The organism is Methylomonas sp. ZR1 (assembly GCF_013141865.1).
Lineage (GTDB): Bacteria > Pseudomonadota > Gammaproteobacteria > Methylococcales > Methylomonadaceae > Methylomonas.
The window spans coordinates 3,676,753-3,693,954 of sequence record NZ_RCST01000001.1; the positions used below are offsets into that span (position 1 = coordinate 3,676,753).

The window sequence follows — 17,202 nt, forward strand, 5'->3', positions numbered from 1 at the left end:
TAATCACGGACAGTAGGGTATATTTGCTGAAAATTATAATAATCGATGTATCGCGATATACATCACATCATCAGGAGTGTTACTTATGAACCACGAAGGCGTCGATCATTCCAAACGCCAGTTTCTGACCTCGGCACTGTCGGTGGTTGGTGCAGTGGGTGCCGGCTATTTAGCCGTCCCTTTTCTCTCGCAAATGCAACCTAGCGCCAAGGCCATGGCAGCAGGAGCCCCCGTCGATGTCGATATCAGCAAGATGGAACCCGGCCAGCTAATTCGTGTAGCTTGGCGAGGGAAGCCGGTGTGGGTCTTGAACCGGACGCCGGAGGTTATATCCACTCTGGCGACGCTGGACAGCAAACTGGCTGACCCGGTATCCAACGAATCCATGCAGCCGGAGAACAGCAAAAATCCGCTGCGCTCCATTAAACCGGAAATTTTTGTCGCGGTCGGCCTATGCACGCACTTAGGCTGCTCGCCTACGTTTCGCCCGGAAATTGCCCCTAATGATTTAGGCCCGGACTGGAAAGGTGGTTTCTTTTGCCCGTGTCATGGCTCCTGGTTCGATCTGGCCGGTCGTGTGTATCGTGGCGTTCCCGCCCCTACCAATCTTGAAATACCGCCTTATCGATATGAAACAGACAATCTGATTGTCGTGGGCGAAGACAGCGAGGCAGACAAAGCATGAAGCGTAAAATGAATCAATGCAGCGAATGGCTGCTGGAGCGCTTTCCACTCTCCGATTTGTGGAATGAACACATGGCGCACTACTACGCGCCCAAAAACTTTAACATCTGGTATTTCTTTGGGTCTCTGGCTCTGTTCGTGCTCGTCAACCAGTTCATCACCGGCATTTTGCTGACCATGAACTACAAGCCGGACGCCAAACTGGCTTTCGATTCGGTCGAATACATCATGCGCGACGTCAACTGGGGTTGGCTGGTGCGTTACATGCATTCCACCGGCGCCTCGGCGTTCTTCATCGTCGTCTATCTGCACATGTTCCGCGGCCTGATTTACGGCTCGTTCAAGCAACCGCGCGAACTGATCTGGATTTTCGGCATGCTGATCTTCGTCTGTTTGATGGCCGAAGCGTTTATGGGTTACCTGCTGCCTTGGGGCCAAATGTCTTACTGGGGCGCGCAGGTAATTATCTCCTTGTTTAGCGCGATTCCAGTGATCGGCGACGAGTTATCGCTGTGGGTACGTGGCGACTATGTAGTTTCCGACGCCACCTTGAACCGCTTTTTTGCGTTTCACGTCATCGCTGTGCCGCTGGTATTGCTGATCCTGGTATTCCTGCACATCGTGGCTTTGCACGAAGTGGGTTCCAACAACCCCGACGGCGTTGAAATCAAGCAATCAAAGGACCCTTGGGGACATCCTGTCGACGGCATTCCCTTCCATCCGTACTACACGGTCAAGGACATCGTCGGCGTCGGCGTGTTCATGTTCTTCTTCGCCACGGTGATTTTCTACATGCCGGAATTAGGCGGCTACTTTCTGGAGCATGCCAACTTTATCCCGGCTGACCCATTGAAAACCCCGGAACATATCGCCCCGGTCTGGTATTTCACCCCGTTCTACGCCATTTTGCGCGCGGTACCGGATAAGTTTGCCGGCGTGATTGCGATGGGCGGCGCGATTGTGGTGCTGTTCATGCTGCCTTGGCTGGATCGTAGCCCGGTCAAGTCTATCCGTTACCGTGGCGGCATCTTCAAAAAAGCCGTGGCATTGTTTGTAGTGGCGTTTATCGGCTTGGGTTATTTGGGTACCCAGCCTGCTACGCCAGGCGCCACGACGGTTGCGCGGATATTGACCGCCGTTTACTTCGGATTTTTCCTGTTGATGCCTTTATATACCCGCTGGGAAAAAACCAAACCGGTACCGAATCGCCTGACCAACCAGCCTAGCCTGGAGGATCGCATTCCCGCTCTGCTGGCCTTAGTCGATGAAGTCGTTGAGGTACAGCAAGTTCCCGACAATATGGGGGGCACTATCGCTAAGAAAAGGCCGAACTGGTCCGGCATCTCAGCCGTGCTGATTCGTTTTGCAAAAAACCTAAAAAAGAGCCTGGATTAAGCCATGAAAAAAATACTCTACACTCTTTTGTTTTTGCTGCCTTTCAACGTGCTGGCCAGTGGCGGCGTCAAACTGGATAGCGCCGACATCGACTTGAGCGACAACCTGTCGATGGAGCGCGGCGCGAAGTATTACGTCACTTATTGTTTGGGCTGTCATTCGGCAAAACACATCCGCTACAAACGTATCGCGATCGATTTGAAACTAGATGAAGCGGAAGTTCTGAAAGTGGTGGCGCCTTTCGGGGCCGGCATTTACGATCAGATGCATTCAGCCATGAACGCGCACGACGCGGAAAAATGGTTCGGCACCACACCGCCGGATTTATCGCTGATCGCCCGTTCGCGCGGTGCCGACTGGCTATATACCTACCTGCGCAGCTTCTATGCGGAACCGGGAAAACCTTTAGGCGTTAACAACGCGGTATTCCCTGATGTCGGTATGCCCAACGTGTTCTGGCAACTGCAAGGTACGCAGTCGGCAATTACGCAGAAAATCGACGGCCATGACGTGATTACTGGTCTGAAACTGGATCAACCCGGCCAAATGACACCCCAGGAATTCGACAAAATGGTCAACGATCTGGTCAACTTCCTGGTTTACGTCGGTGAACCGGTACAGTTGGAAAGACAACAAATGGGTAAATACGTGCTGTTCTTTATCCTGATGTTTATCGCTCTAGCTTATCTGCTGAAAAAAGAGTACTGGAAAGACGTACACTAATCACAGCTTAAGCGCGTTATATCAAACCGGTATCGGCTAAGCTGATACCGGTTTTTTTATGACCAAGGGTTTAACAAGCAATCGATTTGTAAATCCGGTTAAAATCTCGGTTAAACTCCCAGTATAGCCATGCGCTAAGCTCTAACGCTGGAAACAACTCTATCCTTGACCGTCGAAAGCTAATATGAAAAAAACTACGCCTACCTCCGAAACACCAGTCTCTACCGCTGAAAAGCCCGCTCCAGCGAAAGCGACTAAAAAATCCCCTGCCAAATCCGTTGCCGTTAAAACAGCACAAGAAGCCTCCGCCGCACCGGGCAAAACCAAAGCTAAACCCAAAGCAACTACAACGCCTAAAGCCGTAAAAACAACGGCTGAAGCACCGGCTGCCCCGGAAAGTATCGAAAAAGCGCCGGAAGCTGCCGCAGCCAAAGCAGCCACGAAAAAAGCCAATCCAAAACCAAAGGCCGCCAAAGTAGAGCCTAATGTGGAAGCCGAGCCAAGTGGCACTGCGCCAGTCGAGATTTCCATGCTTGAACGCATAGGTTTGACCGCTGGCGTTATCTGGCATCATTTGGCTGAAAACGGCGCGACACCGGTTGCCAAATTAGTTTATGTACTGCCGGAGGAAGAGGCCGTCATTCAAAGAAGTATCGGTTGGTTAGCTCAAGAGGACAAAATCACGCTGTCGGCCAGAGGTGGTGACCAAGTCGAAACCATCGTGCTGAAGGGCTAGTATTTTGCGGCTGAGAAAATCGTTCCTCACGCAACACTTAGCCGCTTGCCATGAAAATAACGATTGTTGAGGCATAAAGACCTCTGGCTTTAAACGACAAGCAACAGACGGTCAATTGCGAGAGCCATCCAAACCTCAGCAATGACCGAATAAGCGCACTATCAATTATTCGGAGGATAAACAATGAAAAACATTATTTTGGCAATCGTAGCTTTATTGTTCTTAGGCCAAACGGCGTATGCGGCCGACGCAGATTGCGAAGCGAAGGCGACTGAAAAAAAGCTGGCCGGCGCCGCCAAAAATAGCTTTCTTAAAAAATGCGAGAAAGACGCCAAGATCGCTGCCGCCAAAGCCAGTTGCGATGCAAAAGCGGCCGAGAAAACCTTGAAAGGAGCGGCCAAAAACAGCTTCACCAAAAAATGCGTCACTGACACAAATAAATAGCACTTTCGATAAACGCGAGTCCTCCGTCCCTCAGGAACGCCAGCAACGAATATCTGCTTGCCCCCATAGTTGCAATCACTCCGAAAATACGTTTTTTGTGGAATGACGTGTTTCAGTCCCACTGACATATACGCAACAGCTATTAACGCCGCGCCTCAATAAGCTCGCTCCCGCAAAGCCGGGAGCCCAGTTGCCGCACTGGAGCCCCCTCTTCTCGGGAATGACGACCTCAAGAAACTTAAGAAGCGGATTAACCATAGCGGTTTCGAGAAGACCGCCTTACCTCACCCAAGCAGCAACAGCCCATCGATAGAAAATTTTTCCGGTAACGAAAAAAATTATTTGTTCTGCATTTGTTTTAGTTGTATGCTTTATTAAAACAAACACAGAACAAATATGACGCTTACCCGTAAACAACAAGAAATTTTCGACTTCCTGCTACAAAATCAGGAGCGATTCAGTCATCCGCCGACATTGGAAGAATTGTGCGCGGCGATGGGCTTGAAATCACGCGGTTCATTGCATAGTCAGATTAAGGCGCTAATCGATGCCGATTTGATCGAAGCACCGCAGCGCAAGCAACGCGGCATCCGCCTGACCGAGCATGCCAAATCGCTGGTCAACAAAACCGAGGCATCCGGCATGCTGCCTTTTGTCGGCACCATAGCCGCCGGCCGGCCGATAGAAGCGATCGAAAACATTTCTTATATGGCAGTGCCGGAAGAATTGAAAACCGAGAACCCTTGTTATGTACTGAAAGTAAAGGGCGATTCGATGCAGGAAGAAGGCATCTTCGACGGTGACTGGGTCATCATCGAACAACGCAGCCATGCCCGTAACGGCGAAATCGTCGTAGCATTGGTCGAAAAAGCCGAAGCAACATTGAAATTTATTGAACAGTATCCACACGAAACCCTGCTAATCCCCGCCAATTCCACGATGCAGGCCATGCGTTACCGGCCCGAGCAAGTGGAAATACAAGGGGTATTAGTCGGACAAATGCGTAGCTATACCAACCACCACTAGGAGGAGATTATGCTTCATCAATCCGTTCATATGCGCGATCAAAAAGCCAATCAAACAGCCATGCTGAACAGAGCGGACCGACAGGCCGCCATCAACATGATCGAGGAAATTACGTTGGTAGTGGTACTGTGGGGCGTGTTTTTACTGGCTACCGGCTGATGTTCGTAACCATAAGCTGCATGGCATGGTCACCTGGCACCCAGCACGATGTATAAGCTGAGTTTTTATGTGCCGGTGAGCCATGCCGAACAGCTGAAACAAGCGTTGTTCGAGCAGGGCGCCGGGCGTATCGGCGATTATGATAGTTGCGCCTGGCAAGTGCTGGGAGAGGGCCAATTCCGGCCTCTTACCGGTAGCGAACCCTATCTGGGCAGTATCGGTAAAATTGAGCAGGTCGCCGAATATAAGATAGAAATGGTCTGCGCCGATGATTTGATAAAAACGGTGGTGCGAACCTTGCTGGCTTGCCATCCCTATCAGCAGCCGGCCTACGAGGTTTATAAGATCCTCAGCGTCGCAGACTTATCCTAGCCTGTTCAAATCAGTTTTAGGATCTGTGCACAAGCTGATTCCATTGGGACTCCAAGCCATCCAGACGAAATCTATCGATTGCCACTCGCTGGTAAAATGGCCTATCGTCGGTTTTTATGTCTTGATAGACCCGTCATTCCCACAATAGGGAATCCAGTTTTTTGAATTTCCCGGCTTCCCGCTTTCGTTGTACGACAAAGCAAAGATGTTTGGGACATTCGTTGGAATTTCCTTAATGCCCCCCACTTTCCTCATCACCCTCTTTCTTGGTGATTTCTTCCAAAGCAAGACCGCCGGCCAACGAACTGGGTTTTTTGGTCGCCGACCCCAAACCTTCGCTCAAATTGATTTTAAGTTTTAAATTGTTCGGCGAATCCGAATTGCGCAAGGCCTCCTCCAAGGTGATCACGCCGCCTTTATAGAGCTTGAGTAAATGACTGTCAAAAGTCTGCATGCCGATATTTTCGGATTTTTCCATCGCTTCCTTAATGGCGTGAATATCGCCTTTATGGATTAAATCGCTGACCAATTTAGTGCCCAGCAAAATTTCGATAGCCGCCACCCGCTTACCTTCCACGGTGGGCACGAGGCGCTGGGAAATAAACGCTTGCAGATTCAAGGACAAGTCCATCAACAACTGCGGACGGCGCTCTTCCGGGAAAAAATTGATGATTCGGTCCAAAGCTTGATTGGCATTATTGGCGTGTAATGTGGACAAGCACAGATGCCCGGTTTCGGCAAAAGCCAAAGCGTGTTCCATGGTCTCCTGACTGCGAATTTCGCCAATCAGAATCACATCCGGCGCCTGCCGCAGAGTGTTTTTCAATGCATCTTCATAACTGAGGGTATCGACACCCACTTCGCGTTGATTGACCAAGGATTTTTTATGCGGATGCACAAACTCGATAGGATCTTCGATGGTAATGATATGCCCGGATGAGTTGCTATTGCGATAATCTATCAAGGCCGCCAAGGACGTGGATTTACCGGAACCGGTGCCGCCAACAAACAAAATCAGCCCGCGCTTTTCCATGATTTTATCTTTGAGGATTTGCGGCAAGCCCAAGGCATCGGCACTGGGAATATCGACCTTGATGTTGCGGATTACCAAGGCATGGCAATTGCGCTGTTTAAAAATATTCACCCGAAACCGTCCGATTCCTTCTTCGGTGATCGCCAGATTCATTTCCGGCACCTGTTCGAAGGCAGCGCGTTGCTCGGCGTCCATGATACCGTCAGCAATTTCCTTGATGCGTTCACGGCTAAGTTTGACGTTTTCCAACGGTTTTAAGCTGCCTTGGAACTTGGCCGCCGGTGGAGCGCCCGCCGTCAGATAAAGGTCCGAACCATCGTGTTGGACGAGGATTTTTAGATAGTCTTTAAATTCCATGCGGGCGGCTCTCGAATTGATAATGCCCAAAGTGTAGGCCAATCCGCCCACAAGTGAAGCCGGGACGCTATTCGCTCGCTTACCCAAAAATGCCTGTTAATTTCTTCGCCGAAAAATGTAGTAGCTCGTTTATGCTTGCCTTCCCAAACCATTACTAATTCGTCGAGATGCCAAACCGCCGACTCAACTTGAGTAATTTTGCCCATGAAACCGACTTGCTTTACGGGATCATAGACAGCATTAAAGAAGCCGTCATTGTTTTCGACACGACGCACACAATCGTCTGCGTCAACCGCGCCGCTGAACTTATGCTGGGGATTGGCTCAACAGCCGATTGGGAGAATCGACATTACCTGTTTACCGCCGACGGCAACACGCCTTTTCCCGTTGCGCTTTTACCGTGTTTCCAGCCAGTTGACCCAGGCATGACGGAAGAGGCTATCGAATTAATTGTAAAGCGCGCAGACGGCAGCGCAGTCTGCGTCAGCGTTAGCGGTCGAGGCCTAGTAGACCGGCATGGCACTATATCGGCGTGGCTAACGATACTTTCGGACATTCCGGTGCCCAATAACCCGGAGAAACATGCCGAAATTTTAGAGTGCCAACATAACTTGGGCTCCGTCCTCAACCATATGCCGGCGATGATCGGCTACTGGGACAAAAATCTTATCAACAAATTTGGCAACAAAGCCTATGAAGAATGGTTCGGCTTTACTTCGGAAAACTTGCTCGGCAAACATATTCGCGAAGTCATCGGCGATCATCTATACACGCTGAATAAGCCGTTTATCGATGCCGTTCTGAAAGGAGAACCGCAGTATTTTGAGCGTACCATCGTCAATTTCGCGGGTGAAACGCGCTATACGCAAGCCGCTTATTTGCCCGACGGTACGGAAGGGCAAGTAAAAGGATTTTTCGTCTTGGTGACCGACATTACCGCATTGAAGTCTGCACAAAAACGGGTTAGCGAATCGGAAGCCCGTCTGCGTGCCATGTACGATAGCTTGCCGTTCTTGGCCTGGATGAAGGACAGAAACGGGAAATATATTCAAGCCAACAAACATTGGCTAAACGCCGTGGGCATCGACCATCTGCACGATTCAAACGATGTGACTGATTTCGATATCTGGCCGGAAGGCCTGGCCGAGCATTACCGCGCGGTTGACCAAGAAGTGATGCTGACTCGGCAACAAATATCGCTGACCGAGAGGGCCTTCGACGCTGGACGGGAAACCTGGACCGAAACGATCAAAGCCCCCATCGTCGACGATAAAAACGATGTGCTGGGCACCATCGGTCTGGCACGCGATATAACCGAAAGCCGCAGCGCGGAGGAGCGACTCCGCAATTACAGCGAACGCTTGAGCTTGGCCACCAAAGCCGCCGCAATCGGCATTTGCGAGTGGGATCTGGCGTTGGGCGTCGGGGATTGGGATGAACGCATGTACGAGATGTTCGGTATTCCTGTGGGGACGCCCATAGACTATCAGACCTGGGCAGCCTTGGTGGTAGTCGAAGACTTACCGCGTACCGAAGCCACACTTCGCAAGCTGATTCGAGACCAGCAGGAAAAGCATTGGGAGTTTAGGATTCGCCGCCAGAGCGACGGCGCCTTACGCTTCATTCAGGCGTCAGCCATCATAGCCGGCGATCCCAAGAGCGGCGGGCAAAAAATCGTCGGGGTTAACAGAGATGTCAGCAATTTTAAGTTGATCGAAAATGCCTTGCGCGAAAGCGAAGCACATCTGGCTCACGCCCAAGCCCAGGCGCATTTGGGCAGTTGGTCATTAAACCTTAGAGAGCATTCTCTGAAATGGTCTGACGAAAATTACCGCATTTTCGGCATGCCTTTGGGCACGCCGATAAGCTACGAGCGCTTCTTGAAATGTGTGCATCCGGCTGACCGACATTACGTGCGCCACGCCTGGGAAGCGGCCATGCGTGGCGCGCCTTACGACATCCAACACCGTATCGTGGCGAACGGTAAAATAAAATGGCTGAGGGAACGCGCCGATCTGGTATTTGCCGGGGATGGCAGTTTCGTGCGCGGCATAGGCACATCGCAGGACATCACCGAACTGAAAATAATAGAAAAAGACCTGGAATCGTCCCGCTTGCAATTACGGCAACTGGCCGCTCGTCGGGAAAAGGCCCGTGAAGAAGAGCGCAAGCACATGGCCCGTGAAGTTCACGACGAGCTGGGACAAATGTTGACTGCCCTGCGCATGGAAATGTCGCTGCTGCGCATGAAATTCGCCATCAACAACCGAGAGCTGGCCGAACAAATCCGCAACATCATGGAATTACTGGACCAAACCATCCAAGTTACCCGCGATGTGGCAACCTCGTTACGTCCCTCGGCGATAGAAATGGGAATCGTGCCGGCTTTGGAGTGGCTGGTAAGGAAATTCGCGGAACAATCCGGGATTCAGTGCGATCTGTTATATCCGGAAGATGATTTCGATATGGACGAAGAATGCGCAATCGTGATTTTTCGCATCGCCCAAGAATCGCTGACCAATGTGCTGCGGCATGCGGCAGCCAGCAAGGTAAAAATTGCCGTCAATTTGGATAAGGACCACTATTGCCTGAAAATTGACGATAATGGTCGTGGTTTCGACACCCATGCGCCCACTAAGACCAAGTCTTTTGGCCTGATCGGCATACGTGAACGCTCCTTGATGTTGGGCGGAGAAACCAGTATTTCCAGTGCCCCGGGCCAAGGTACCTCTATCCAGGTACGTATCCCGGCTAACCCTAAAAGACCAGAACTATGATCCGATTAATTATTGCCGACGACCATGCCATTGTGCGGGGCGGTCTGAAACAACTATTCGCACTCTCCACCGATATTACCGTCGTCGGCGAAGCCGAAAATAGCCAGCAACTGTTGAGTTTTCTCGATGAAAACGCCGTTGATCTGGTGCTACTGGATCTGACCATGCCCGATCTTGGCGGCGTGGAGATGATCAGCCGGATTCGCAGCCAATATCCGGCATTGCCCATCCTGATTTTGAGTATGCACAACGAATTGCAAATCGTCTCGCGCGCATTAAAAACCGGTGCGAATGGCTATCTAACCAAGGATAACGACCCGGAAACCTTACTGACAGCCATCCGCCGAGTCGCTGGCGACGGCCGATTTATCGACCCTAAACTCGCCGAAAAAATGGTATTTGAATTCGAGAGCTCCGAGCCAAGCAAACCGCATGAAAAACTATCCGAACGCGAGTTTCAAATCTTGCAGTTACTGGCTAAAGGCCAAAGCCTGAACGACATCGGCAGGGACCTAGCAATCAGCAACAAGACTGTCAGTACATACAAAGCCCGGCTGTTTGAAAAATTGCACATCAGCAATAACGCCGAATTGATCCGCTACTATGATGCACACCGCCTGAATATGTAGTCCTATGCCCGCATAAGCAGGAAATGACCTACAACAAATTACATCTTTACCTGCCTGAAATTTCGGATTGACTGATATTCAGCCGCTCTACATTTAAATATGATGCAGGATCCAGAATTTTGAATGCATCGGGGTTCATCTATGCAAGTATCGGTAACAGGTGAATGGTTTGAGGTGACTATCCGTAACACGTTGGAGTTTGCAAAATGCCATGAATTACTGGCGTCATGCAAGGCTCACACCAAAGTCAATACGCGCGCCGGCGCCAGGATAACACTCGAGAATATCCCTACATTCAATATGTGCGGCATCGCCACCATCTCGCTAATCTGCGATTGGATGCAGGCCGGCGTCGAGCTGAATCTGCAAGGCTGTGGCGGCGACGTACATCAGATTTTCGATACCGGCATATTCGATAAATACTTCAGCAAACACACACCCTACATTCGCACCGCCCACCATGTGCCTGGAGCGCACAAAGCCGCGTTTAGCCAAGGATTGCCCGATACGCAAAACCCGCCCACGGTTACGTCCGGACCAAACCGTGCTGGAAAATTAGCGTGAAAACACCATTCTTCGATTTTTTCAGTGCGGGCGGACTGATGCCGCACGGGTTTTGCCTAAAGTGGACGCCCGGCCTGCTGTGGTCGTATGTGATTTCCGATGCCTTAATCACTCTGGCCTATTTCGCGATTGCCGTCATTCTGGCTTATGTCGTATCACAGCGCCGAGACCTGAAATTTCGCGGCATCTATTTGATGTTCAGCTCATTTATTCTGGCCTGCGGGGCATCGCACTTGATGTCCATCTTCCTGATCTGGCAACCCTTGTATTGGTTGGATACCGCCATAAAAGCCTTGACGGCGACCATCTCCCTGGCAGCGGCAATATTGCTGGTCAAATTAGTACCGCATGCATTGAAACTACCGAGCAATCGGCAACTGGCAGCCGAAATTGCCGTGCGCACGCAGGCGCAACAGGATCTACAGGAAAGCGAAAGCAAGCTAAAAGCCCTCAGCCAGCAACTCATCAGCCTGATAGAAGCCATTCCCGACGCTATTCTGTTCAAAGACGGCGACGGCCGCTTGTTATTCGCCAATGAGCACGCGCAACAGTTATTCCGATTTGACGGTATGGATTGGCAGGGCAAGACCTATCTGGAACTGGCCGATCAACAGCCGGACGCACTGGACAAGCATATAAAACTATTTTCGGATGAAGAAGCGGTATGGAAGGCCGGACACTTGATCATGTTCGAAGATCATATTCTCAACGACGAGGGCCGCTTGATCGAAATAGAGGTACGCAAAACGCCGATTTACCAGGAAAACGGCCAACGCAAAGGCATGGTGGTGATTAGCCGGGACATCAGCAACATCCGCTGGGCGGAGAGCCAATTGCGCATCGCCGAGCGCGCTATCGAGTCCCAGGAAGGGATCATGATTACCGATGAAAATAATATCATCTTGCGCGTCAACAACGCCTTCACCCGACTGACCGGTTATCAGCCGGACGAAGTCATCGGCAACAAACCCTCGATTTTAAAATCCGGCCGTCACGGCCAAGAGTTTTACCGGGAAATGTGGGCCGCTCTGAAGCGCGAAAAATTCTGGCAAGGCGAGGTTTGGGACAGGCGTAAAAACGGCGACGTTTACCCGAAGTGGCTGACAATCAGTGTAGTAACCGGCGCGGACGGCCACACTTGCAACTACGTCGCGGCCTTTACCGACATTAGCCAACACAAGGAAGCGCAAGCCGCCATTCACCGCCTGGCTTATTACGATCCGCTCACCGACCTGCCCAATCGCCGCCTGTTGCAAGACCGGCTACAGCAGGCCTTACACAATAGCCGTTGCGTGGGCAAACATGGCGCGGTGTTGATGATTGATGTCGATAATTTCAAAACGATTAACGATACCCAGGGCCACCAAATCGGCGATCAGCTACTAATAGAAATTGCCTCGCGCCTAAAAGCCTGCGTCCGTCAAGGCGATACCGTTGCCCGGCTGGGCGGCGACGAATTTATCGTGCTGCTGGAAAATCTGGGCAGCGCGCAAGCCGAGGCAACCGCGAATGCCGAAGACGTTGCACACAAAATATTGTGCGCCATCAATACCGGCATGTTGTTAAACGGTAAGGAACATCTCGGCTCCATCAGTATCGGCATTGCCATATTCGACGAACACAATAACTCGTTCGACGACACGCTGAGGCGCGCCGACGCGGCGCTGTACCAGGCCAAGGATGCCGGCCGCAACACGCTGCGCTTCTTCGATCCACAGATGCAGGCCTTATTGGAATCGCGCGTACTGCTGGAGTTCGATTTGCGCCATGCCCAGGCCCAAGATCAGCTGAGCCTGCATTACCAACCCCAGGTCGATAAAAACGCCCAGATTTTTGGCGCAGAAGTGCTATTACGCTGGAAACATCCGCAAAAAGGCATGATTTCGCCGGCCGAGTTTATCCCGCTAGCCGAAGAATCCGGCTTGATTCTGCCCATCGGCGAATGGGTGTTGCAATGCGCCTGCGAGCAACTCAAGGCCTGGGAACAGAATCCGCTCACCCAGCATTTACAGCTTGCCGTCAATGTAAGCGCCAGACAGTTCCGTCAAGCCGATTTCGTCGAATCGATCTGCCGAATTCTTAACAACTCGGGCGCCAACTCGGCAAAACTCAAACTGGAATTGACCGAAAGCATGGTATTGCACGATGTCGAAGATGCCATCGAAAAAATGCAAACGCTGAAATCATTGGGCGTACGTTTTTCGATGGACGACTTCGGCACCGGTTATTCCTCACTGAGTTATCTGAAAAAGCTGCCTCTGAGCCAACTCAAAATCGATCAAAGCTTTGTGCGTGACCTTATCGTTGACCCTAACGATGCGGTCATTGCCCAAACCATTATCGGCATGGGCCACAACCTGGGCCTGAATGTGATTGCGGAAGGGGTGGAAACCCAGGATCAACGCATCTGCCTGGAGCGTATAGGCTGCGATGCCTTTCAAGGCTACCTGTTCGGCAAACCCATGCCCTTACCTGAATTCGAACGTGTAATACACAGCTTGAACCGGGCGATTCGACCGAAAAACATCCGCAACGGCAGCTAAATGGCCGTCATTTTAAGCCCTCATTGATTTTCTACACGACTTGGCGACATGGCATGTTTGATCATCCATCTGCCGTTTCACTCACTCTTATAACAATAAATTTAACGGGGGAAATCTTATGTTCTTAATGAACTGGCATTCGGTGGGAGTCAAAGTGGTAGCCATTACCACGGGCATACTCTTCGTCCTGAGCTTGGGCTTGTTGTTGATGTTTGCCAACATCGAAAAACAAAAACTGATAGACCGCAAGATTGAATCGTCCCGGCAATTGCTGCTGCTTTCCGAATCGATTCGCGACAATGTAGCCAAAAATTGGGAAAGCGGCCTTTACTCGCCGGAGTACCTCCGGCAGTTGGTGCAAGGCAAGGATGAAGCCAGCCGCCGGTCGTTGATTATCGCGACCGTCCCCACCGCCAATGCCTGGGACGTGATAGAAGCCAAAGCCAAGGAAGGCGGTTTTCGTTTTAAAGCGCCGGCACTGAATCCCCGCAATCCGCCCAGAAACATGCCGGACCAACTGGAACAACAGGTTTTGGACAAATTCAAAAAAGACCCGGCGCTAAGCGAATACGCCATGGTCGACGAAGAGAAACAAGAAATTCGCTATTTCAGACCGGTGAAAATGACCAAACAATGCGAGCTTTGTCACGGCGACCCGCAAACCTCGCAAGCCTTATGGGGCAACGGCAAGGGCCAGGATTTACTCGGTTATGCCATGGAAAACCGCCGGACCGGCGACTTGCACGGCGCATTCGAAATCATCACTCCCTTTAGCAACGCCTTTAGCGAGTTGAAGCAAACCGTGTTTTACGCTGTCGGCTTTTTGGGTTTGACGCTTTTAATCATCGGTATCACCGGTTATCTGGTGATGAGCAAAATCATCATCGGCCCACTGACCGCATTGGCGCTGAACCTGCAAGCCATTTGCAGCGGAGACGGCGATTTGCGCGCCAGGCTCAGCGCGTCGGGTAAATCCGAGTTTGCCTGGGTGGCTTCCAGTTTTAATGCCTTCGTGAAGAAAATCGCCAAAACCGTTGAAGAAATCAGCGTGACCAGCGACCGACTGGCGGAGGCCGCCAACAAACTGGCAACCATCACCCAATCCACCCAACAAGGCGTCGAGCGGCAATTGCAAGAAACCACGCTGGTGGCCAATGCGATGAAACAAATGACATCGACTGTACAAGAGGTTGCCAAAAACGCGGTCAAAGCATCCGAAGCCGCCGAAAATGCGGACCGGGAAGCGACGTCAGGCAAAAATATCGTCACGCAAGCAGTTGGCGGTATTAACGAATTAGCCACCGAAGTGGAAAATGCCGCCAATGTGATTCACGATCTGGAAACCGACAGCAACAGCATAGGCGAAGTATTAAGCGTGATTCAGGGCATCGCCGAGCAAACCAATTTATTGGCGTTGAATGCAGCCATTGAAGCGGCCCGCGCCGGCGAGCAAGGCCGCGGCTTTGCAGTGGTGGCGGATGAAGTCCGCACCTTGGCCAGCCGCACGCAAAACTCGACGCTGGAAATCCGCCAAACCATAGAAAGGTTGCAAGGCCGGGCGAAACAAGCGGTTTCGGTGATGGAAAACGGCAGAAAACGCGCCGCCTCCAGTGTTGAGCAAGCCGCTTCGGCAGGTGATTCGATCAATACCATCAGCGAGAGAATATTTACCATCAACGACATGAATAATCAGATCGCCACCGCCGCAGAGCAACAGACAGCGGTCGCGGAAGAAATTAACCGTAATGTCAGCAATATCAGCCATGTGTCCCAAGAAACCTCCAGCGGCGCCAAACACACCGCCGATGCCTGCCATGAGTTGCTTGAGCTGGCAAATCAATTACGCCAGACGGTTGGCCATTTTAGAATTTAAAGCCATCGCTTCGCCGGCCGTCAGCGGCCGGCGAATCACCGACCCACCAAGGCAAACCCCTGATTTTTTGGTGGATTTTCCCGCCGAAAGTTGCCCAATTAATTGTTTGCCCACGTTGCTGACAGCCGCATATTGCTGAAATCCACAGTATAATGCGGCGTTTTTCCTGCTAGACATCTGAGTTATGAGTCAACAAAGAAAAGCGGTGGCGCTGATTTCCGGCGGCCTGGACTCCATGCTGGCTACCCAAGCCATCCTTGAGCAAGGTATCCACGTCGAGGGCATCAATTTTTTCACCGGCTTTTGCGTGGAAGGCCACACGCACGCGATACGCAAGCAAGACGCCGACAAGGTCAAACGCAACAACTCGCTGTGGGTGGCCGAGCAATTGGGTATCAAACTGCATATCATCGATGTCATCGAAGAATACAAAAACGTCCTTCTAAACCCCAAGCACGGTTACGGTGCCAACCTAAACCCTTGCCTGGATTGCAAGATTTTCATGGTCAACAAGGCCAAACAGTGGATGGTGGAAAACGGCTTCGATTTCATCATCACCGGCGAAGTGGTCGGCCAACGACCCATGTCGCAGCGCAAGCAGACCATGCCCATCGTCGCGGCCCAGTCCGGTGCCGACGATTTACTGGTAAGACCCTTGTCCGCGCAAAACCTACCCGCCACTTTGCCGGAACGCGAAGGCTGGATCAGTCGCGAGAAAATGTTTGGTTTCAGCGGCCGGTCACGCAAACCGCAAATGACCTTGGCGAAAGAATACGGCTTTACCGACTACGCCCAACCCGCCGGCGGCTGTTGTTTCTTGACCGACGAAGCCTACTCGTTAAAGCTGGTTGATCTATGGAAAGCGCACGGCGAACGCGATTACGATCTGGACGATGTGATGCTGCTGAAAGTGGGACGGCATATCCGCCCCAAACCACATTTCAAAGTCATCATAGCGCGCGAGGACGGCGAAGCCCGCTTCATGAGCGGTTATAAAAAAGAATTTATCAGCATGAACTGCGCCAGCCATCGCGGCCCGCTGGCCTTGATCGACGGCACGCCCAGCGAAGACGATTTGCTGCAGGCCGCGCAGATTACCGCCCGCTACGGCCAAGGCCGCGAAGCCGAACAAGTGGAAGTGACCATCCGCGAGCGGGACGGAGCAGAACGCAATGTGTTCGTTAAGCCTTTGCTCGCCGACGAAATTCCACAGGAGTGGTTCGTATGAGTGAACATGTTTTGAACGCCCGTCGCCTGCTCTGCCCCTTGCCGGTAATCCGCACTCAGGACAAAGTCAAAACCCTGCTGACCGGTGACGTGTTGACCGTGGAATGCACCGATCCTGGGGTGATGCAGGATATTCCGGCTTGGTGTCGGATTAATGGGCATAAGGTTTTGGACACTCGTACGGGTGATGGGGAGTATGTGATTGTTTTGGAAGTAGGTTGAGTTATTTGATTGGTTGTGTCGCTGTCGCGACGGGCTGATTTGATGTCGGTTTCACGAAAAACGTCCTTGTTTTTCGCCCTTCGGGTGCTAACGCATGCAAATCGACTATCCTGCCGATTTGTCGGCCCGACAGCCGAGTAACTTTTCTTTGTTTGACCAAAGAAAAGTCACCAAAAGAAACACCATCCGGATGCCGCTTTGATCCTGCGCGCCGAAGCTTTCGACGGGGATCGACAGAAGGGGCTTACTGCCCCTCTGTCGATGTGCGGCATCCATGCCGCACCCCTACGGGCTATTCCCGCCAAAAGCTCCGGTGCTCGGCGCGGCATACGGGAGGAAAACCGTCGCGATAGTAAGAAACGGTTTATATAAGAGCATGGGATGCTATGTAGGATCATTTAATCATTTGCCATGCGTTTGAATAATCACCATATTTCA

Annotated in this window: 17 protein-coding genes; 15 read left to right on the forward strand and 2 right to left on the reverse strand. The window is 51.6% G+C overall.

The genetic code is table 11. The features are described 5' to 3' along the window. Positions 1-85: 85 nt before the first annotated feature. Genes petA through DDY07_RS16630 form a run of 3 tightly spaced genes read left to right on the forward strand, consistent with a single transcriptional unit; the run spans position 86 to position 2,802 of the window. Positions 86-685, forward strand: a complete 600-nt coding sequence (gene petA / locus DDY07_RS16620) for a ubiquinol-cytochrome c reductase iron-sulfur subunit (RefSeq protein ID WP_033155861.1) — start codon at positions 86-88, stop codon at positions 683-685. Next, positions 682-2,079 carry a cytochrome bc complex cytochrome b subunit gene (locus DDY07_RS16625; RefSeq protein WP_033155860.1) on the forward strand — a complete coding sequence of 466 codons (1,398 nt, stop codon included), beginning with the start codon at positions 682-684 and terminating at the stop codon, positions 2,077-2,079. Before petA ends, DDY07_RS16625 begins: the two co-directional genes overlap by 4 nt. Positions 2,080-2,082: 3 nt before the next feature. Continuing rightward, positions 2,083-2,802 (forward strand): cytochrome c1, encoded by a 720-nt coding sequence (locus tag DDY07_RS16630; protein WP_033155859.1) that lies wholly within the window; start codon positions 2,083-2,085, stop codon positions 2,800-2,802. Between the two features lie 159 nt (positions 2,803-2,961). Here the strand turns inward: DDY07_RS16630 and DDY07_RS24175 are convergent, their stop codons facing one another. Beyond that, positions 2,962-3,333 (reverse strand): hypothetical protein, encoded by a 372-nt coding sequence (locus DDY07_RS24175; protein WP_253734519.1) that lies wholly within the window; start codon positions 3,331-3,333, stop codon positions 2,962-2,964. Between DDY07_RS24175 and DDY07_RS24180 the strand changes: the two genes are divergently transcribed. The 5 genes from DDY07_RS24180 (at position 3,332) to DDY07_RS16655 (ending at position 5,539) form a co-directional block, all read left to right on the forward strand. Continuing rightward, positions 3,332-3,538 carry a winged helix-turn-helix domain-containing protein gene (locus DDY07_RS24180; RefSeq protein ID WP_225892983.1) on the forward strand — a complete coding sequence of 69 codons (207 nt, stop codon included), beginning with the start codon at positions 3,332-3,334 and terminating at the stop codon, positions 3,536-3,538. The two genes, DDY07_RS24175 and DDY07_RS24180, sit on opposite strands and share 2 nt — an antisense overlap. Before the next feature lie 183 nt (positions 3,539-3,721). Further along, complete coding sequence (locus DDY07_RS16640) at positions 3,722-3,982, forward strand: hypothetical protein (protein ID WP_171696676.1); 261 nt, start codon at positions 3,722-3,724, stop codon at positions 3,980-3,982. A 396-nt stretch (positions 3,983-4,378) separates the two neighbouring features. Then, on the forward strand, positions 4,379-5,008 hold the full coding sequence (gene lexA, locus DDY07_RS16645) for a transcriptional repressor LexA (protein ID WP_171696677.1): 630 nt from the start codon (positions 4,379-4,381) through the stop codon (positions 5,006-5,008). 9 nt (positions 5,009-5,017) lie between these two features. Beyond that, positions 5,018-5,167, forward strand: coding sequence for a hypothetical protein (locus tag DDY07_RS16650; RefSeq protein ID WP_165385910.1), 150 nt, complete (start codon positions 5,018-5,020; stop codon positions 5,165-5,167). Between the two features lie 48 nt (positions 5,168-5,215). Then, entirely contained in the window at positions 5,216-5,539 is a 324-nt protein-coding gene (locus tag DDY07_RS16655) for a YqfO family protein (protein ID WP_171696678.1), read from the forward strand. Positions 5,540-5,771: 232 nt separating this feature from the next. Here the strand turns inward: DDY07_RS16655 and DDY07_RS16660 are convergent, their stop codons facing one another. Continuing rightward, positions 5,772-6,929, reverse strand: a complete 1,158-nt coding sequence (locus DDY07_RS16660) for a PilT/PilU family type 4a pilus ATPase (RefSeq protein ID WP_171696679.1) — start codon at positions 6,927-6,929, stop codon at positions 5,772-5,774. A 188-nt stretch (positions 6,930-7,117) separates the two neighbouring features. Between DDY07_RS16660 and DDY07_RS16665 the strand changes: the two genes are divergently transcribed. The 7 genes from DDY07_RS16665 to DDY07_RS16695 all read left to right on the forward strand — a co-directional run bounded on the left by DDY07_RS16665 (position 7,118) and on the right by DDY07_RS16695 (position 16,764). Further along, positions 7,118-9,706 (forward strand): PAS domain S-box protein, encoded by a 2,589-nt coding sequence (locus DDY07_RS16665; RefSeq protein WP_171696680.1) that lies wholly within the window; start codon positions 7,118-7,120, stop codon positions 9,704-9,706. After that, the gene (locus DDY07_RS16670) at positions 9,703-10,335 is read left to right on the forward strand and encodes a response regulator transcription factor (RefSeq protein WP_101051991.1); all 633 of its coding nucleotides are present in this window, start codon (positions 9,703-9,705) and stop codon (positions 10,333-10,335) included. The genes DDY07_RS16665 and DDY07_RS16670 overlap by 4 nt, the downstream gene beginning before the upstream one ends. A gap of 141 nt (positions 10,336-10,476) precedes the next feature. Next, the gene (locus DDY07_RS16675) at positions 10,477-10,899 is read left to right on the forward strand and encodes a hypothetical protein (protein ID WP_171696681.1); all 423 of its coding nucleotides are present in this window, start codon (positions 10,477-10,479) and stop codon (positions 10,897-10,899) included. Beyond that, positions 10,896-13,442, forward strand: coding sequence for a GGDEF and EAL domain-containing protein (locus tag DDY07_RS16680; RefSeq protein ID WP_171696682.1), 2,547 nt, complete (start codon positions 10,896-10,898; stop codon positions 13,440-13,442). Before DDY07_RS16675 ends, DDY07_RS16680 begins: the two co-directional genes overlap by 4 nt. 118 nt (positions 13,443-13,560) lie before the next feature. Beyond that, positions 13,561-15,315 (forward strand): methyl-accepting chemotaxis protein, encoded by a 1,755-nt coding sequence (locus DDY07_RS16685; RefSeq protein WP_171696683.1) that lies wholly within the window; start codon positions 13,561-13,563, stop codon positions 15,313-15,315. A 184-nt stretch (positions 15,316-15,499) separates the two neighbouring features. Beyond that, a complete protein-coding gene (locus DDY07_RS16690) occupies positions 15,500-16,543 on the forward strand; it encodes a tRNA (5-methylaminomethyl-2-thiouridylate)-methyltransferase (RefSeq protein ID WP_171696684.1) in 1,044 nt (347 codons plus the stop codon). Beyond that, the gene (locus DDY07_RS16695) at positions 16,540-16,764 is read left to right on the forward strand and encodes a sulfurtransferase TusA family protein (RefSeq protein WP_171696685.1); all 225 of its coding nucleotides are present in this window, start codon (positions 16,540-16,542) and stop codon (positions 16,762-16,764) included. Before DDY07_RS16690 ends, DDY07_RS16695 begins: the two co-directional genes overlap by 4 nt. The last annotated feature ends 438 nt before the right edge of the window (positions 16,765-17,202 follow it).

Bases quoted from the DNA above. Each gene is read 5' to 3' on its own strand.
- DDY07_RS16655 (WP_171696678.1), top strand. From the start codon at position 5,216: ATGTATAAGCTGAGTTTTTATGTGCCGGTGAGCCATGCCGAACAGCTG.
- DDY07_RS16690 (WP_171696684.1), top strand. From the start codon at position 15,500: ATGAGTCAACAAAGAAAAGCGGTGGCGCTGATTTCCGGCGGCCTGGAC.
- DDY07_RS16675 (WP_171696681.1), top strand. From the start codon at position 10,477: ATGCAAGTATCGGTAACAGGTGAATGGTTTGAGGTGACTATCCGTAAC.
- DDY07_RS16650 (WP_165385910.1), top strand. From the start codon at position 5,018: ATGCTTCATCAATCCGTTCATATGCGCGATCAAAAAGCCAATCAAACA.
- DDY07_RS16640 (WP_171696676.1), top strand. From the start codon at position 3,722: ATGAAAAACATTATTTTGGCAATCGTAGCTTTATTGTTCTTAGGCCAA.
- petA (WP_033155861.1), top strand. From the start codon at position 86: ATGAACCACGAAGGCGTCGATCATTCCAAACGCCAGTTTCTGACCTCG.
- DDY07_RS16670 (WP_101051991.1), top strand. From the start codon at position 9,703: ATGATCCGATTAATTATTGCCGACGACCATGCCATTGTGCGGGGCGGT.
- lexA (WP_171696677.1), top strand. From the start codon at position 4,379: ATGACGCTTACCCGTAAACAACAAGAAATTTTCGACTTCCTGCTACAA.
- DDY07_RS16695 (WP_171696685.1), top strand. From the start codon at position 16,540: ATGAGTGAACATGTTTTGAACGCCCGTCGCCTGCTCTGCCCCTTGCCG.
- DDY07_RS16685 (WP_171696683.1), top strand. From the start codon at position 13,561: ATGTTCTTAATGAACTGGCATTCGGTGGGAGTCAAAGTGGTAGCCATT.
- DDY07_RS24175 (WP_253734519.1), bottom strand. From the start codon at position 3,333: ATGGAAATCTCGACTGGCGCAGTGCCACTTGGCTCGGCTTCCACATTA.
- DDY07_RS24180 (WP_225892983.1), top strand. From the start codon at position 3,332: ATGCTTGAACGCATAGGTTTGACCGCTGGCGTTATCTGGCATCATTTG.
- DDY07_RS16660 (WP_171696679.1), bottom strand. From the start codon at position 6,929: ATGGAATTTAAAGACTATCTAAAAATCCTCGTCCAACACGATGGTTCG.
- DDY07_RS16630 (WP_033155859.1), top strand. From the start codon at position 2,083: ATGAAAAAAATACTCTACACTCTTTTGTTTTTGCTGCCTTTCAACGTG.
- DDY07_RS16625 (WP_033155860.1), top strand. From the start codon at position 682: ATGAAGCGTAAAATGAATCAATGCAGCGAATGGCTGCTGGAGCGCTTT.